A 13837-nucleotide genomic window follows, 5' to 3' on the forward strand; every position below is an offset into this window, starting at 1 on the left:
GCACGAACACCTCGACGAACTGCTCCAACCACCACCACCCTTCTGAGGCGGGAGGAGGTCAGCGCCGGCGGTCGGGACCGACGAGCCCGACGGCGGCGGGATCGAGGTGGCGAGCTCGGGAGTCAGCCCTGGTAGCGCTCGGGCTCCTCGCCGAATTCGAAACCGAGGCCGGTGAGTTGCTCCGGGGTGATCTCGACGAAGTTGTACTTCAGCGTGGGAATCCACGGCTTGAGGTCGAGTTCCTCGGCCCGGTTGATCTCGTCGAAGCTCTCGAGGCTGCGGGCTCGCCCTCGGACCACGACCGACCAGGCGTGGCGGCCCTCCACGTGGTCGACCTCGAAGAGGACCTCGGGGTGCACGGTCAGGCCGGCGAGCTTGCTCCCCTCCGCGGTGCGGAAGAAGATCTTGCCGTCCCTCGACATCGCGTAGTTCACGGGGAAGATCTCAGCGCGGCCCCCGGTGACGGTGACGAGTCGGCCGAGGGACTCGGAGGCCAGGAGTTGGAGGCAACGGACCTCCTCGAAATCGGTGATCGGGCTGTCGTCCATAGCCCCATCGTCGCACCGGGAGCGCGTTGGCGGGGGTCCCCCGGAAAAGGCCGTGCGTGACTGACCTCACTCCACGTCGGCCACCTGCACACTCACCGGCTATTCAGGTAACAACTTGAGGAAGGTAGATGCAACAACCGGGTTGCGTCACTACGGTGGGAAGCGATTATGAACCCAGGAGAACGAGAAGTACCCCGTACCCCTGATTCGTCCGACGCGGTGTTCCGTGTGCCCACGGCGGCCGACGGAACCCGCATGTGGGAGATCGCCCGTGACAGCGGCGTCCTCGATCTCAACTCCTCCTACGCCTACGTCCTGTGGGGCGCCGAGTTCTCCGAGAGTTCGGTCGTGGTGGAGGTCGAAGGTCGGGTCGTCGGCTTCGTGACCGGATTCATCCGCCCCTCCGAGCCGGACACGATCTTCGTGTGGCAGGTCGGCGTCGACGCCGACCAGCGCGGTAAGGGCCTCGCGGCCCGACTGCTGCACAGCCTCATGGATCGGCTGGCCGAACGCGGCGTGGTGCGACTGCGCACCACCATCAGCCCGGACAACGAGGCGTCGCAACGTACGTTCGGCGCCGTCGCCCGCGACCGCGGTATGACGCTGTCCAGTGAGGACTACCTGAGCTCCGAGCTTCTCGGAGAGGGTCACGAGCAAGAAGACCTCTACACGATTTCCTAGACAAGGGCGCACGGGCCGCCCGGCCCGCAACCGCCGCCCGCACCTTCCTAATTGGAGTGATCACCGCAATGACCGAGCCCACCCACGACGCCAACACCAACACGGAAATCTTCGACGATCGCGAATCCGAGGTGCGCAGTTACTCGCGTAACTGGCCGGTGGTGTTCGACACCGCTAAGGGGGCCACGCTCCGTACCGTCGACGGAGACGAGTACCTCGATTTCTTCGGTGGCGCGGGCGCCCTCAACTACGGCCACAACGACGAGGACATGAAGAACGCGCTGCTGGAGTACATCTCCCGCGACGGCGTCACCCACTCGCTCGACAAGTACACCGTGGCCAAGCGTGCCTTCCTGGAGACCTTCTCGGAGAAGATCCTCGAGCCGCGCGGCCTCGACTACAAGGTGATGTTCCCCGGGCCGACGGGCACCAACGCCGTCGAGTCGGCGCTGAAGCTGGCCCGTAAGGTCACCGGCCGCGAGGCCGTCATCAACTTCACCAACTCGTTCCACGGCATGACCCTCGGGTCGCTCTCCGTGACGGGTAACTCGATGAAGCGCGCCGGCGCCGGCATCCCGCTCGTGCACGCCACGCCGATGCCGTACGACAACTACTTCGGCGGCGTCACCGAGGACTTCCAGTGGATGGAGCGCGTCCTCGTCGACTCCGGTTCGGGCATGAACCGCCCGGCGGCCGTCATCGTCGAGTGCGTCCAGGGCGAGGGCGGCATCAACGCCGCACGCGCCGAGTGGCTGCGCGCGCTCAACGAGCTGTGCGTCCGCCACGACATCCTGCTCATCGTCGACGACGTCCAGATGGGCTGCGGCCGCACCGGCGAGTTCTTCTCGTTCGAGTTCGCGGGTATCAAGCCGGACATCGTCACCCTGTCCAAGTCGATCGGTGGCTACGGCCTGCCGCTGGCCGTGACGCTCTTCCGTCGCGATCTCGACGAGTGGACCCCGGGCGAGCACAACGGCACGTTCCGCGGGAACAACATGGCCTTCGTCACCGCCGAGCTGGCGCTGCGCAAGTACTGGTCGGACGACGCCCTGCAGAACCGCACCCTGGAGAACGGCCGCATCCTGCGCGAGCGGTTCTCTCCGCTCGTCTACAAGTACGAGGGCAAGCTCGAGCTGCGAGGCCGCGGCATGGCGTTCGGCATCGCGTTCCTCGAGAACCCCGAGCTCGCCGAGCAGGTCATGGCGCGCTGCTTCGACAACAAGATGCTCGTCGAGACCGCCGGCCCGAGCGACGAGGTCGTCAAGTTCCTCGCCCCGCTCACGCTGACGGATGAGGAGCGCGACCGCGGTATCGAGATCTGCTACGAGGCTGTCGACCACGTTCTCGCCCAGCAGTACGCCTGAGCCAGCAGTACGCCTGAGAACCAGAGACCACACCCCGGCCGAGGAGGCACCGCATGATCGTTCGCACCACCGCAGAGATCACCGATACCGACCGCCACATCAAGGGCAACAACGGCAACTGGGAGTCCAAGCGCATCGTCCTGGCCGACGACCGCGTGGGGTTCTCGTTCCACGAGACCACCATCGCCGCCGGCACGACCAACGACTTCCACTACGCCAACCACGTCGAGGCCGTCTGGCTGACCCGCGGCAAGGGCACGCTGCGTGACCTGACCAACAACAAGGAGTACCCGCTCGAGGCGGGCACGATGTACCTGCTCGACGGCAACGAGAAGCACCAGGTCATCGTCGAGGAGGAGATGCAGATGCTCTGCGTCTTCAACCCGCCGGTCGTGGGCGACGAGAACCACGACGAGAACGGCATCTACCCCCTCCTGCGCCTGCAGGACGACGGCACCGTCGTGCGCGAGAAGTAAGCCCCGCGCCACACTCCCCGGCCGGCTTCGTTCAGTCCGAGCGAAACCGGCCGGGGACTCGCTCGTTCTGGGGCACTATCGGTAACCGTGACAGATATTGACACCCGTCCAGTAGCGATCATCGGGGCGGGACCCTCGGGCCTCGCGGCAGCGCGCAACCTCGACCGTCAGGGCGTCGACTGGGTGGGCTTCGAGCTCGCCGGAGACGTCGGCGGCCTCTGGAACATCGACGCGCCGCGCAGCACGGTCTACTCCTCCGCCCACCTCATCTCGTCGGCCCGCACCACGGAGTTCGCCGAGTTCCCCATGCCGGCCGACACCCCGGACTACCCGGACCACCGCCGACTGCTGGCCTACTTCCGCGACTTCGCCGACCACTTCGGACTGCGCGACCGGTTCCGCTTCGGCACCGAGGTGGTGAGCGTCGAGCCGCTCGGGTCCGAGCGGGACTCGGGGTGGCGGCTCAGCGTGCGCGCGACCGGCGCGGGTGGGGGAGGGGGCGACGACGACGAGGTGGGCCGCGGGCTCGAGGCTGACGCCGGGGAGTTCTCGGCGGTGGTGATCGCGAACGGCACCCTCTCCGAGCCCAACATCCCGGGGTTCGAGGGCGAATTCAGCGGCGAGGTCCGCCACACCAGCCGCTACAAATACCCGCAGGAGCTGGCGGGCAAGCGCGTCCTCGAGGCAACAGCGGGTGCGACATCGCGGTCGACGCGGTCCGCCACGCCGCGTCGGTCGACATCAGCGTTCGGCGCGGCTACCACTTCGTGCCCAGGTACATCCTCGGCCGGCCCGCGGACACGCTGAACTCCGGCCGACCGCTGCCCGCGCCGATCAAGCAGTTCGTCGACTCGCGCATGCTCACGCTCTTCACGGGCGACCCGGTGCGGTTCGGGTTCCCGAAGCCCGACCACAAGCTCTACGAGTCGCACCCCGTGGTCAACTCGCTGGTCCTGCACCACGTGGGTCACGGCGACATCGGCGTGCGGCCCGACATCGAGCGATTCGACGGGCACACCGTGCACTTCCGGGACGGGCGCACGGGGGAGAGGAGTACAGGCGAGTATGACCTGATCATGCTCGCCACCGGCTACGTCCTGGACTACCCGTTCACCTGAACATCTTCCCGCCGGCCCGCGACGACCTCGCCGTACTGGGCATGCTCGAGGCGTCCGGCATCGGCTGGCAGGGCCGCTACGAACAGGCCGACCTCGTCGCCCGCTATCTCGCCGCACGACGGGACGGCTCACCGGCCGGGCGTGCGGCCCTCGCCGTCGTCGACTCCTCCCGGCGGGGACCCCGACCCGACCTCACGGGCGGCTACCGGTACCTCGGGGTGGACCGGATGGCCTACTACGTCAACAAGACCGCCTACCGCGACGCCGTGACCGGGCTGGTGGCGGAGATGACGCGGGCGGCGGGGGACGCGGCATGAACGTCGACGACATCCGGATCGCGTTCGACTCCGGCTCCCTCACCACGTTGAAGATCGTGCTCGGGCTGATCCTGTTCGGGATCGCCATGGACACCCGGCTCTCCGACTTCCGGCTCGCGCTCCGCAAGCCCAGGGCCTTCGCGGTGGCGATCATCGCGCAGTTCGCGCTGCTGCCGGCGCTGACGTTCGGACTGACGCTGCTGCTCGGGGTGCAGGGCTCTGTCGCGCTCGGGATGATCCTCGTGGCGTGCTGCCCGCCCGGCAACGTCTCCAACATCCTCACGCACCGGGCGCGCGGGGACGTGGCGCTGTCGGTGTCGATGACGGCGGTCGGCAACGTGCTGTCGATCGTGCTGCTGCCGCTGAACTTCGCGTTCTGGGGCCACCTGCACCCGACGGGCCGCGACTACTTCGCCGAGATCTCCGTCGCGCCGTGGGACATGCTCAGCGAGGTGGTGCTGGTCATCGCGGTGCCGTTCGCGCTCGGCCTGACCGTGTCCCACCTGCTGCCCCGCGTCGCCGCGCGCACCCACCGCGCGGTGGGCGTCCTGTCGTTCGTGGCGCTGGGCGGGATCATCGTGATCGCCGTGGCCAACAACTGGGCGCTGTTCGTCGCCTACATCGGCGTGGTCGCGGTGGCGGTGTTCCTCCACGACGCGCTCGCGCTGGGGCTCGGCTACGCGATCGCGCGCGGGTTCCGGCTCGACGTGCCCGCCCGTAAGGCGATGACCTTCGAGGTCGGCATCCGCAATGCCGGGCTCGGGCTGCTGTTCGTCTTCAGCTTCTTCGGTGGCCTGGGTGGCATGGCCCTGGTCGCCGCGTGGTGGGGCGTGTGGGACATCATCGCCGGGCTGGTCGTCGCCGTGCTGTGGGCGAGGCGCTCGCGGGCGCGGGACACGGACGCGCGGAAGGTGGAGACGGTATGAGGGTTCTGGTCACGGGCGGCAGCGGCTTCCTGGGCACCGGCGTGGTGGCGGGGCTCGCCGCGGCCGGGCACGAGGTCACCAGCGGTGACCTGCGGGTGCCGGACGGCGGGGCGGCGCGCGTGCGGCACGTCCGGCTCGACGTCACCGACGCGGCCGCGGTGGCCGGCGCTGTCGCCGGGCACGACGCGGTGGTGCACCTCGCCTCGGTCGTGGACCCCGACGGGATGGGGCGCGACGCCGCCTACCGCGTGGACGTCGACGGCTCGCGCCACGTCATCGACGCCTGCGTCGATCACGGCGTCCGGCGACTGGTCGTCTCCTCGTCCGGCGCCGCCTACGGCTACCACGCCGACAACCCCGTCCCCATCACCGAGGACTGGCGGGTGCGCGGCACCACGGCCTTCGCCTACAGCCACCACAAGGCGCTCGTCGAACACCTCCTCGCGGACACTCGCCACGACCACCCGCAGCTCGAGCAGGTCGTGCTGCGGATCGGCACCATCCTCGGCGACCGCGTGGACAACCAGATCACCGCCCTGCTCCACCGGCCGCGACTGCTGGCGGTGCGCGGTTCGGACTCGCCGTTCGTGTTCATCTGGGACACCGACCTCGTGGCGATCATCGTGCGCGCGGTGTCCGGCGGCCCGGCCGGGATCTACAACGTCGCCGGCACGGGCACGCTGACCATCGACGAGATCGCCGCCCGGCTCGGCAAGCGGACGCTCGCGATCCCGGAGCCGGTCCTCAAGGCCGTGCTCACGGTGGGCAGTGCGCTCCGGGCCACGCGTTACGGGCCCGAGCAGACCGGCTTCCTGCGCTACCGGCCCGTGCTGGACAACACGCGGCTGCGCGAGGTCTTCGGCTACACACCGGAGCTCACCACGGCCGAGGCTTTCGACCGGTGGCTGGCCGAACACCCGGAGGCGCGGGCGTCGACACGGCGAGGCTGAACCAGGGCAGAATGTCCGGGTGTCGACGATCGTGTTCCTCCACGCCCATCCCGACGACGAGACCTCGCAGACCGCCGGGATGATGACCCTGGCCGCCCGCGAGGGTCACCGGGTGGTGACCGTGTTCGCCACCGACGGCGACCACGGGGAGCGCCCCGACCATCTCGGCCCCGACGGTGATCTCGTCGACCACCGGCGCGGGGAGGCGCGGGCCGCGGCGGCCGTGCTGGGCGTGGCCCGCATCGACTGGCTGGGCTACCGCGACTCCGGGATGACCGGCTGGGAGCAGAACGACGACCCGCTCTGCCTCCACCGCGCCGACATCGACGACGCGGCCGCCCGGGTGGCGCGGATCCTCGACCGCGAGGACGCCGACGTCCTCGTCGGCTATGACGATCACGGCAACTACGGTCATCCCGATCACATCGCCGTCCACCGCATCGCCCGACGCGCGGTGGAGCTGGCCGCGCGCCGGCCGCGGCTGCTGGAGGCCACCACGAACCGTGACGCCCAGCTCGCCATGCTCGACAGCCCCGAGGCCGCCGAGTTCCTGCGCACGCTCGCGGCCGGCGGCACGGAGCTGGACCCGGACCAGCTGCGGGCGATGATCCTCACCGGCGACGACGGTCAGCCGGTGGGGATGCCGGAGTCCGAGATCGCGTGGGCGATCGACCTGCCGCAGGACGTGATCGAGACCAAGCGCCGCGCGATGCAGTGTCACGCCAGTCAGACCAGCGACATCGGCACGATGCTGGCGCTGCCGCCGGAGATCTACGCGGTCGCCTTCGGTACCGAGTACCTCATCGAGCCGGGCGCGGAGCAGCCGATGCGCCGCGCGTGGCCGTTCGGCTGAGCCGTCCGCGCCGTGCCGATCAGGCTCGGCCCGTCTCGTACCGCAGGAACAGGGTGTCGCCGTCGGCCATGGTCCCCTTCAGTGCGAACCGGGCGATCCCTGCTCCCGCCGGGTTCACGCACACCGGGAGCGGGTCGCCGCCCATCAGCGGGGAGATGGACAGGCACAGCTCGTCGAGACGATCTGTCGCGACGAGTTCGCCGAGCCAGGTGGGCCCGCCCTCGCAGAGCACGACGCGGTGCCCCAGGTCGGCCAGCGCCCGCAGCGCGGCGGCCGGCTCGACCGCGTCGCTGCCGGCGTCGACGACCGTCGCGACCTTCTCGGCCTCGGCGCGCCGGGCCGGGTCCGCGGCAGTGCACGTGATGACGTGGGTGCGGGCGTCGTCGGGGGCGTCGGCGAACAGTCGTGCGCTCCAGTCGAGGTCCAGGCTGCGGCTGATCACGGCGACCGGCGGGGTCGCCGGCTTCGCGCCGGCGACGCGCCGGGCCCGCGCCTCCTCGGAGAGTCTGACCGGGCCATAGCCCTCCCGCCGGACGGTCTCGGCGCCCACCATCACGATGTCGGCGATCTCGCGCATGCTCCGGAACAGTGCCTGGTCGGGCGCGGTGGACAGGGAACCCACCCGGCCGTCGATCGCGGCGGTCCCGTCGATCCCGGCGACCATGTGCCCGGTCACCCAGGACTCGTGCGCGGGCCGGGACCGGTCCACCTCGAGGTACGGGGCGAGCGGGTCGGGGACCTCGTCTCCGGGCTCGAGAACGTGCATGGCGGACACTGTACGGGCGCGGCGCGCCGCCGCGTGGCCCACGTGGGGCGGCGGTCAGGGCACGTCAGGGGGTCAGGGCATGTCGAGGGCGCGGACCCAGTCGCCGTGGCCGTGCGCGGTGGCCAGGGGGCGTCCGTTGACGGCGACGACGAAGATGCCCTTGTGGCGGCGGATCGACTCCGGGACCTGCGCGGCGACGTCGGGCAGAAGGGTCACGCCCTCAACGGAGATCCAGACGCAGTCCAGCTCGGAGACGCGGCGGACGAACTCGGCGCGGGCCGGCGACTCGAGGTAGCCGAGCACGGCGGTGTGGAACACCACCGGGGTGGTGCCGGTCGGGCAGGCGGCGACGGAGTCCTCCAGTCGCTCGATGAGGTCGCCGGCGAGGATCCGCGGCGGGTCGGCGGCCGCGATGTCCAGGGCGGCGTCCAGGCGCGGTCCCCGCTGCTCGTGCTGGCCGGGCCAGATGAGGCTGTGCAGCCAGGCGCGGGACTCCGGGTCGGCGGGGTCGATCGGCGACAGGTCCACACCGCCGCGGTGGGCGACCTCGGGCAGCGAACGCGGCAGGGGCACGCCGTCGCGCAGGTCGCAGTCCAGGACCGGCGGGCTGACCGCTGCGCTGTCGGGGGCGCCCGCCGGCCGCAGTTCGTGGGTGCTCCCGCCGTCGAGCGTGTACCGGTAGGCGTAGCGGTCCGGGTAGAGGCACAGTCCCGCGGAGGCCCCCATCTCCACCAGGGACAGCGGGCCGGGCAGGAGCGAGAGGAAGGGCAGCAGGACCGCGCAGCGCTTGGCCTCGTTGGTCTGGGTGGAGTGGGTGAGCGTGATCCGCTCGATCTCGGCCCAGTGGTCGTGGACGAACCCGCGGAAGGTCGCGTAGTCCTCGGTCTCGGGGGCACCGGCGTGCCGGGCGGCGGCGAAGAACAGGGCGGGTTGGCGCTTGATGCGCGGCAGCGTCGCGATGAGGTCGGCGGTCGCGGGATCCCCGGCGACCCCGCGGGCCCACGAGAGGTACACGGGCGTGCGTCCGCGGACCTCGTACTCGGCGAAGTCGGAGTAGCGGGCGGGGACGTCGTCGACGTGCGCGGAGTCCATGTCCCCAGCGTCGTCGCCCGTCCCTCCTCACCGCCACCGGACACGCCGGGGGCGAGGAAAGGGTGGCCTCACCCGCGGTCGGCCGGTATGGTTGGTGACGCATCAATAAACTGAGACGATCCTGGGAGCCCCTCATGTCTACCGCGACCGACTTCACCCCCGCACAGAACGCCTCGACCGACGGCGAGTTCGTCCGCGACGCGACGTACATCAACGACCGCGTGGTGGCGGACGTGCCCGCGGGTTCGGATCCGGTCGGCGAGAAGATCGGCGAGATGCGGTGGCCGGTCGAGGCCGCCCGTTACCGCCTCATGGCCGCCCGCGCCTGCCCGTGGGCCAGCCGGAGCATCATCGTCCGTCGCCTCATGGGACTCGAGGACGCCATCTCCCTGGGGCTCGCGGGCCCCACGCATGACATCAACTCCTGGGTCTTCGACCTCGACCCGGACGAGCGGGACCCCGTCACCGGACTGCACCGCCTGCAGGAGGCCTACTTCAACCGGATCCCCGACTACCCGCGCGGCATCACGGTCCCCGCGCTGGTCGACCTGCCGACCAAGTCCGTGGTCACCAACGCGTACCAGAAGCTCAACTTCGACCTCGTCACCGAGTGGACGGCCTTCCACCGCGAGGGCGCGCCCGACCTGTACCCCGAGGAGCACCGCGACGAGATCGACGAGCTCGACTCCTGGATCTACCCCACGGTCAACAACGGCGTGTACCGCTGCGGGTTCGCCGCCGACCAGGAGGCGTACGAGGAGGCCTACGACGAGCTGTGGGCGTCGCTCGACCGCCTCGAGGAGCGCCTGACCACGCGCCGCTACCTCGTCGGCGACTCCATCTCCGTCGCCGACATCCGCCTGTTCACCACGCTGGTCCGCTTCGACGCGGTGTACCACGGCCATTTCAAGGCCAACCGGTCCAAGATCAGCGAGATGCCCGCGCTGTGGGGTTACCTGCGGGACCTGTTCCAGACGCCCGGCTTCGGTGACACGTGCGACTTCCCGCAGATCAAGGAGCACTACTACAACGTCCACCGCGACGTGAACCCCACCGGCGTGGTGCCCAAGGGGCCGGACCTGTCCGGCCTGCTCACGCCGCATCACCGCGAGGAGCTGGGTGGCCGCCCGTTCGGCGATGGCACCGCCCCCGGGCCCATCACCGATCCGTCCGAGAGGGTGCCGGAGGGGCACGGCGCGGCCTGACGTCCCCGGGAGAGGGCCTAGACTGGTCGCCTGTGAACCCAGCCCCCGCCGAACCCGGTCGCTATCGTCGCGGCGCCCGACAGTTCGTGATGTTCGGAATCGTGGGCGGCTCGGGCATGGTCGTCAACATGATCGTCACGGTCTTGATGAACAAGGCCAACGGCGGCACGGCCAACGCGCAGGAGATCCTGTTCCCCATCGCGGGCACGGAGTTCAACTTCCGGTTCACCACGCTGGTGTGGATCGTGGCGTTCCTGGTGGCCAACTTCTACAACTTCCTGCTCAACCGGCACTGGACGTTCGGTAAGGGACACAAGGCGCCGGCGTGGCAGGAGTTCTGGCCGTTCCTGGTGGTGGGGTCGGTGGCGGCGGCCGCGGGCATCTTCATCAAGCTCGCGTTCACCAACCCCACCAGCCCGCTCTACCTGCCGGAGCCGTGGTGGCACGAGGAGGCCGGGATCCACTCCCGGGAGTACTGGAGTCAGCTGCTGACGATCCTCATCACGATGCCGATCAACTTCGTCGTCAACAAGCTCTGGACGTTCCGCGCGGTGCGTAACCGACACCACGCACGCTCGACCGCGAACGCGGTGGTCTAGGACCGACCGTGGAGACGTCGCCGCTGGTCCTGTGGTTCGACCTGATGGGCGTGTTCTTCTTCGCCCTCTCGGGCAACCTGCTGGCCGCGCGCAAGGACATCGACATCACCGGTGGGTTCATCCTGGGCCTGCTCGCGGGGCTCGGCGGGGGCATCATCCGCGACGTCATGCTGGGCGTCACGCCGCTCGCGCTGGCCAAGCCCGTGTACCTCGTGCCGCCGCTGGTCGCCGTCGTGGTGGTGTACCTGCTGGGCTCGGTCATCCACCGCGTGCAGACGCTCATCGTGGCGTGCGACGCCGCGGGCCTGGGCCTGTTCTGCACGTTCGGCACGGCGCGCGCGCTCGATCACGGCATGCCGGTGGCCTCGGCGCTGCTGCTGGGCGTGGTCACCGCGGTCGGTGGCGGGTTGATGCGCGACGTGGTGGCCAACGAGATCCCGGCCGTGTTCAGCGGGTCGAACCTGTACGTGATCCCCGCGGCGACCGGCGCCGCACTCACCGCCGTCGCCGTGTCCACCGAGGTGTGGGGGCCGGTGTCGGCGACGGTGCTGTCGGTGCTGGTGTTCGCCTTCCGGATGGTCGCGTGGGCCCGGCAGTGGCGCGTGCCGGCGCCCGTGCGCAGCTGGACCGTGCGGGACCTGGACGTGTTGCGGCGCCGCGAGCGGTCGGTGTTCGGCCGGCCGCGCGGCGAGAGGTACGACGGCCCCCGCGACGAGGAGTACGACGACGACGAGCTCGGCCCCCGCGACGACCGCGATCCCGGGGACGGCCGGGGTCACGGCCCTCGCGGCCGCCGGTAGGGTGACCCGGTGCAGTACTACCTCAGCCTGCTGGGTTTCGCGGCGATCGATTCGCTCAATCTCCTGGCCTTCGCCGTCATCGCGGGGCTGTGGCTGACATCGGCCGGCCGCGGCATCCCGTTCACGCCGCGAGCGGCGCGGTTCACCGGGGGTGCGTTCTGCGGGATCGTGCTGCTCTCGCTGATCTCCGTGTGGGTGATCGGCAACAACCAGGAGTTCGTCCGGAGCCTGTTCTACAACCTGTGGGCGATGATCGCCCTGGGCGTGATCGGCCTGGTCATCACCGTCATGGGACTGCGCCGGCCCGCGGAGGCCAAGGAGGAGAGCGTCGAGGCCCCGCTCACCCAAAACGTCCTGCAGAAGTTCGGGATCATGGCCACCGGCATCGCGCTCGGCGTCATCCAGTCGGGGACGTCCGCGCCGTTCGCGGCGGGCATGGTGCTCATCTCGTTCGCCGAGACCCCGTGGTGGTCCAAGCTGCTGCAGATCCTGTTCTTCGCGGTCATCGCGATCCTGCCCAGCACCGGGCTGATCATCGCGCTGTCGCGGGTGCCGTCGGGCAGCATCGGTGCGGCGACTCGTCGCATCGACCGGTTCCTGTCCTACGGCCGCGTGGCCGGGCGGGTACTCACCCTGGTCGTGGGCGTGGCGCTGACCGTGCTGGCCGTCGTCCGCATCGTCCAGCTCACCGGGGTGCTGTCGTAGTCCGGCCCTAGGGTGACGGCGACCACCATCGCCGGTGGTCCGACCGACGAGGGAGACGACATGCAGATCGACGACGTGCAGATCACCACGACCGACCCGACCACCGATGCCACGCCTTCCGGCACCGTGCTGTGCGAGGACGGGCTGAGGCGGCCCCCGTGGGCGGCGCGGGACCCGCTGCTGCGGGAGTACTACGACACCGAGTGGGGCATGCCCGTCCGGGACGAGGCCGGCCTGTACGAGCGGCTGGTCCTCGAGGGGTTCCAGTCCGGGCTGAGCTGGGTCACGATCCTGCGCAAACGGCCCGCGTTCCGCGAGGCGTTCGCCGGGTTCGACCCCGACGCCGTGGCGGCGTTCGGGGAGGACGACATCGCCAGGCTCATGGCCGACGCGCGGATCGTGCGCAACCGCCGGAAGATCGACGCGGCGATCGCCAACGCGCGTGCCGTGGTCGCCCTGCGCTCCGAGGGCGGTCTGGTCGAGCTCGTCTGGTCCTACCGGCCCGAGCGCACGCCCGAGCCGCGGACCATGGACGAGGTACCCAGCCGGTCTCCGGAGTCGGAGGCGTTGGCCAAGGAGCTCAAGCGGCGCGGGTTCAGCTTCGTCGGACCGGTGACGGTCTTCGCCCTCATGGAGGCCATCGGAGTGGTGGACACGCACCTGATGGACTCGCACCGCCGCGGCAGCTCGGGCGTGTGGACCGCCGAGGGGGCCGGCTGACCTGTCAGCGCGGCGGAGGCAACCGGGGCAGGTCGGCCCGCGGCGGCAGGTCCGGGACGGGCGTGGCCAGGGGGCCGGCCTCCTCGAGGAACCCGGTGGCGGGGCCGCCCACGCATACCGGGATTCCCCGCAGGGTCGCCATGCGCTCGAGCGACCGGTCCAGCGCCCGCCGGCTCAGGACGCCGTCGGCCACGGCCCGCTCGACGGCGTCCAACGCTTCACCGAGCCCGGCCGTCGTGATCCACAGCGGGGAGTCAGCCCCGGCGATGAGGGACTCGGTCACGGCGGTGGGCAGCGGGAACGCGTCGGTCACGGCGCGCATGCCGGACAGGTCATCGGTGAAGATGGGGCCGTCGAACGGTGGGGCGCCGTAGCCGTGGCCCTCTCGCAGCAGCCGGTATGCGGCGGGCGAGAGCGACGCGGGCCGGTCGACCCCGGTCAGGCCGGGCACCTGCTGGTGGCCCAGCATGATGCCGGCACCCGGCGTCTCGGCGAGCGCGGCGAACGGGTGCAGGTCGTGGGGCACGAGCTGGTCGAGCGGTGGAACGGTCACCGACCGGTGGTGACTGTCGCCGGTCGAGCGCCCGTGGCCGGGGAAGTGCTTGAACACGGGGGCGATGCCCGCGTCACGCAGGCCGGTGGCGAACGCGCGGGCATAGGACACGACGCGGGCGGGGTCGGGGGAGAAGGAGCGGTCACCGATCACCGCGCCGTCCG

16 protein-coding genes and 1 pseudogene are annotated in these 13837 nt (G+C 70.4%); 13 read left to right on the plus strand and 4 right to left on the minus strand.

The features are described 5' to 3' along the window. Positions 1–122: 122 nt before the first annotated feature. Positions 123–548, minus strand: coding sequence for a pyridoxamine 5'-phosphate oxidase family protein (locus tag G6030_RS15810; RefSeq protein ID WP_182643760.1), 426 nt, complete (start codon positions 546–548; stop codon positions 123–125). A 168-nt stretch (positions 549–716) separates the two neighbouring features. Here G6030_RS15810 and ectA point away from each other — a divergent pair, with 168 nt between their 5' ends. The 8 genes and pseudogenes from ectA (at position 717) to G6030_RS15845 (ending at position 7233) form a co-directional block, all read left to right on the plus strand. Continuing rightward, on the plus strand, positions 717–1229 hold the full coding sequence (ectA, locus tag G6030_RS15815) for a diaminobutyrate acetyltransferase (RefSeq protein WP_043567994.1): 513 nt from the start codon (positions 717–719) through the stop codon (positions 1227–1229). Between the two features lie 68 nt (positions 1230–1297). Beyond that, complete coding sequence (ectB, locus tag G6030_RS15820; RefSeq protein ID WP_182643761.1) at positions 1298–2593, plus strand: diaminobutyrate--2-oxoglutarate transaminase; 1296 nt, start codon at positions 1298–1300, stop codon at positions 2591–2593. 53 nt (positions 2594–2646) lie between these two features. Then, the gene (locus G6030_RS15825) at positions 2647–3069 is read left to right on the plus strand and encodes an ectoine synthase (protein ID WP_131885091.1); all 423 of its coding nucleotides are present in this window, start codon (positions 2647–2649) and stop codon (positions 3067–3069) included. Positions 3070–3156: 87 nt separating this feature from the next. Continuing rightward, positions 3157–4187 (plus strand): annotated as a pseudogene (locus G6030_RS15830) (NAD(P)/FAD-dependent oxidoreductase). Between the two features lie 41 nt (positions 4188–4228). Beyond that, complete coding sequence (locus G6030_RS16675) at positions 4229–4504, plus strand: hypothetical protein (protein WP_241724414.1); 276 nt, start codon at positions 4229–4231, stop codon at positions 4502–4504. Further along, positions 4501–5430 (plus strand): bile acid:sodium symporter family protein, encoded by a 930-nt coding sequence (locus G6030_RS15835; RefSeq protein WP_182643762.1) that lies wholly within the window; start codon positions 4501–4503, stop codon positions 5428–5430. The genes G6030_RS16675 and G6030_RS15835 overlap by 4 nt, the downstream gene beginning before the upstream one ends. Then, on the plus strand, positions 5427–6380 hold the full coding sequence (locus G6030_RS15840) for an NAD-dependent epimerase/dehydratase family protein (RefSeq protein ID WP_182643763.1): 954 nt from the start codon (positions 5427–5429) through the stop codon (positions 6378–6380). The genes G6030_RS15835 and G6030_RS15840 overlap by 4 nt, the downstream gene beginning before the upstream one ends. Positions 6381–6399: 19 nt before the next feature. Continuing rightward, the gene (locus G6030_RS15845; protein WP_182643764.1) at positions 6400–7233 is read left to right on the plus strand and encodes a PIG-L family deacetylase; all 834 of its coding nucleotides are present in this window, start codon (positions 6400–6402) and stop codon (positions 7231–7233) included. Positions 7234–7252: 19 nt separating this feature from the next. On the opposite strand, the gene G6030_RS15850 is transcribed toward G6030_RS15845, so the two are convergent. Further along, positions 7253–7999, minus strand: a complete 747-nt coding sequence (locus tag G6030_RS15850) for a dihydrofolate reductase family protein (protein WP_187701910.1) — start codon at positions 7997–7999, stop codon at positions 7253–7255. 72 nt (positions 8000–8071) lie between these two features. Further along, complete coding sequence (locus tag G6030_RS15855; RefSeq protein WP_182643766.1) at positions 8072–9091, minus strand: DUF2332 domain-containing protein; 1020 nt, start codon at positions 9089–9091, stop codon at positions 8072–8074. Between the two features lie 134 nt (positions 9092–9225). Here G6030_RS15855 and G6030_RS15860 point away from each other — a divergent pair, with 134 nt between their 5' ends. From G6030_RS15860 to G6030_RS15880, 5 genes are read left to right on the plus strand one after another with little or no spacing between them, the layout of a single operon-like run. Continuing rightward, positions 9226–10296, plus strand: coding sequence for a glutathione S-transferase C-terminal domain-containing protein (locus tag G6030_RS15860; RefSeq protein ID WP_182643767.1), 1071 nt, complete (start codon positions 9226–9228; stop codon positions 10294–10296). Between the two features lie 32 nt (positions 10297–10328). Next, entirely contained in the window at positions 10329–10895 is a 567-nt protein-coding gene (locus G6030_RS15865) for a GtrA family protein (protein WP_182643768.1), read from the plus strand. Positions 10896–10903: 8 nt separating this feature from the next. Beyond that, entirely contained in the window at positions 10904–11695 is a 792-nt protein-coding gene (locus G6030_RS15870; protein WP_182643769.1) for a TRIC cation channel family protein, read from the plus strand. 9 nt (positions 11696–11704) lie between these two features. Further along, on the plus strand, positions 11705–12400 hold the full coding sequence (locus tag G6030_RS15875) for a hypothetical protein (protein ID WP_070721977.1): 696 nt from the start codon (positions 11705–11707) through the stop codon (positions 12398–12400). 60 nt (positions 12401–12460) lie between these two features. Continuing rightward, positions 12461–13120: a DNA-3-methyladenine glycosylase I gene (locus G6030_RS15880; protein WP_182643770.1), complete on the plus strand. Its 660-nt coding sequence runs from the start codon at positions 12461–12463 to the stop codon at positions 13118–13120. Between the two features lie 4 nt (positions 13121–13124). Here G6030_RS15880 and G6030_RS15885 read toward each other — a convergent pair. Further along, a partial coding sequence (locus tag G6030_RS15885; RefSeq protein WP_277817480.1) for a glycoside hydrolase family 3 N-terminal domain-containing protein occupies positions 13125–13837 on the minus strand: 713 nt, incomplete at its 5' end.

Origin of the sequence: Dietzia sp. E1 (genome assembly GCF_014145015.1) — a bacterium.
Lineage (GTDB): Bacteria > Actinomycetota > Actinomycetes > Mycobacteriales > Mycobacteriaceae > Dietzia > Dietzia cinnamea_A.

Bases quoted from the DNA above. Each gene is read 5' to 3' on its own strand.
- ectA (WP_043567994.1), top strand. From the start codon at position 717: ATGAACCCAGGAGAACGAGAAGTACCCCGTACCCCTGATTCGTCCGAC.
- G6030_RS15880 (WP_182643770.1), top strand. From the start codon at position 12,461: ATGCAGATCGACGACGTGCAGATCACCACGACCGACCCGACCACCGAT.
- G6030_RS15860 (WP_182643767.1), top strand. From the start codon at position 9,226: ATGTCTACCGCGACCGACTTCACCCCCGCACAGAACGCCTCGACCGAC.
- G6030_RS15840 (WP_182643763.1), top strand. From the start codon at position 5,427: ATGAGGGTTCTGGTCACGGGCGGCAGCGGCTTCCTGGGCACCGGCGTG.
- G6030_RS15855 (WP_182643766.1), bottom strand. From the start codon at position 9,091: ATGGACTCCGCGCACGTCGACGACGTCCCCGCCCGCTACTCCGACTTC.
- G6030_RS15825 (WP_131885091.1), top strand. From the start codon at position 2,647: ATGATCGTTCGCACCACCGCAGAGATCACCGATACCGACCGCCACATC.
- G6030_RS15810 (WP_182643760.1), bottom strand. From the start codon at position 548: ATGGACGACAGCCCGATCACCGATTTCGAGGAGGTCCGTTGCCTCCAA.
- G6030_RS15835 (WP_182643762.1), top strand. From the start codon at position 4,501: ATGAACGTCGACGACATCCGGATCGCGTTCGACTCCGGCTCCCTCACC.
- ectB (WP_182643761.1), top strand. From the start codon at position 1,298: ATGACCGAGCCCACCCACGACGCCAACACCAACACGGAAATCTTCGAC.
- G6030_RS15850 (WP_187701910.1), bottom strand. From the start codon at position 7,999: ATGCACGTTCTCGAGCCCGGAGACGAGGTCCCCGACCCGCTCGCCCCG.
- G6030_RS16675 (WP_241724414.1), top strand. From the start codon at position 4,229: ATGCTCGAGGCGTCCGGCATCGGCTGGCAGGGCCGCTACGAACAGGCC.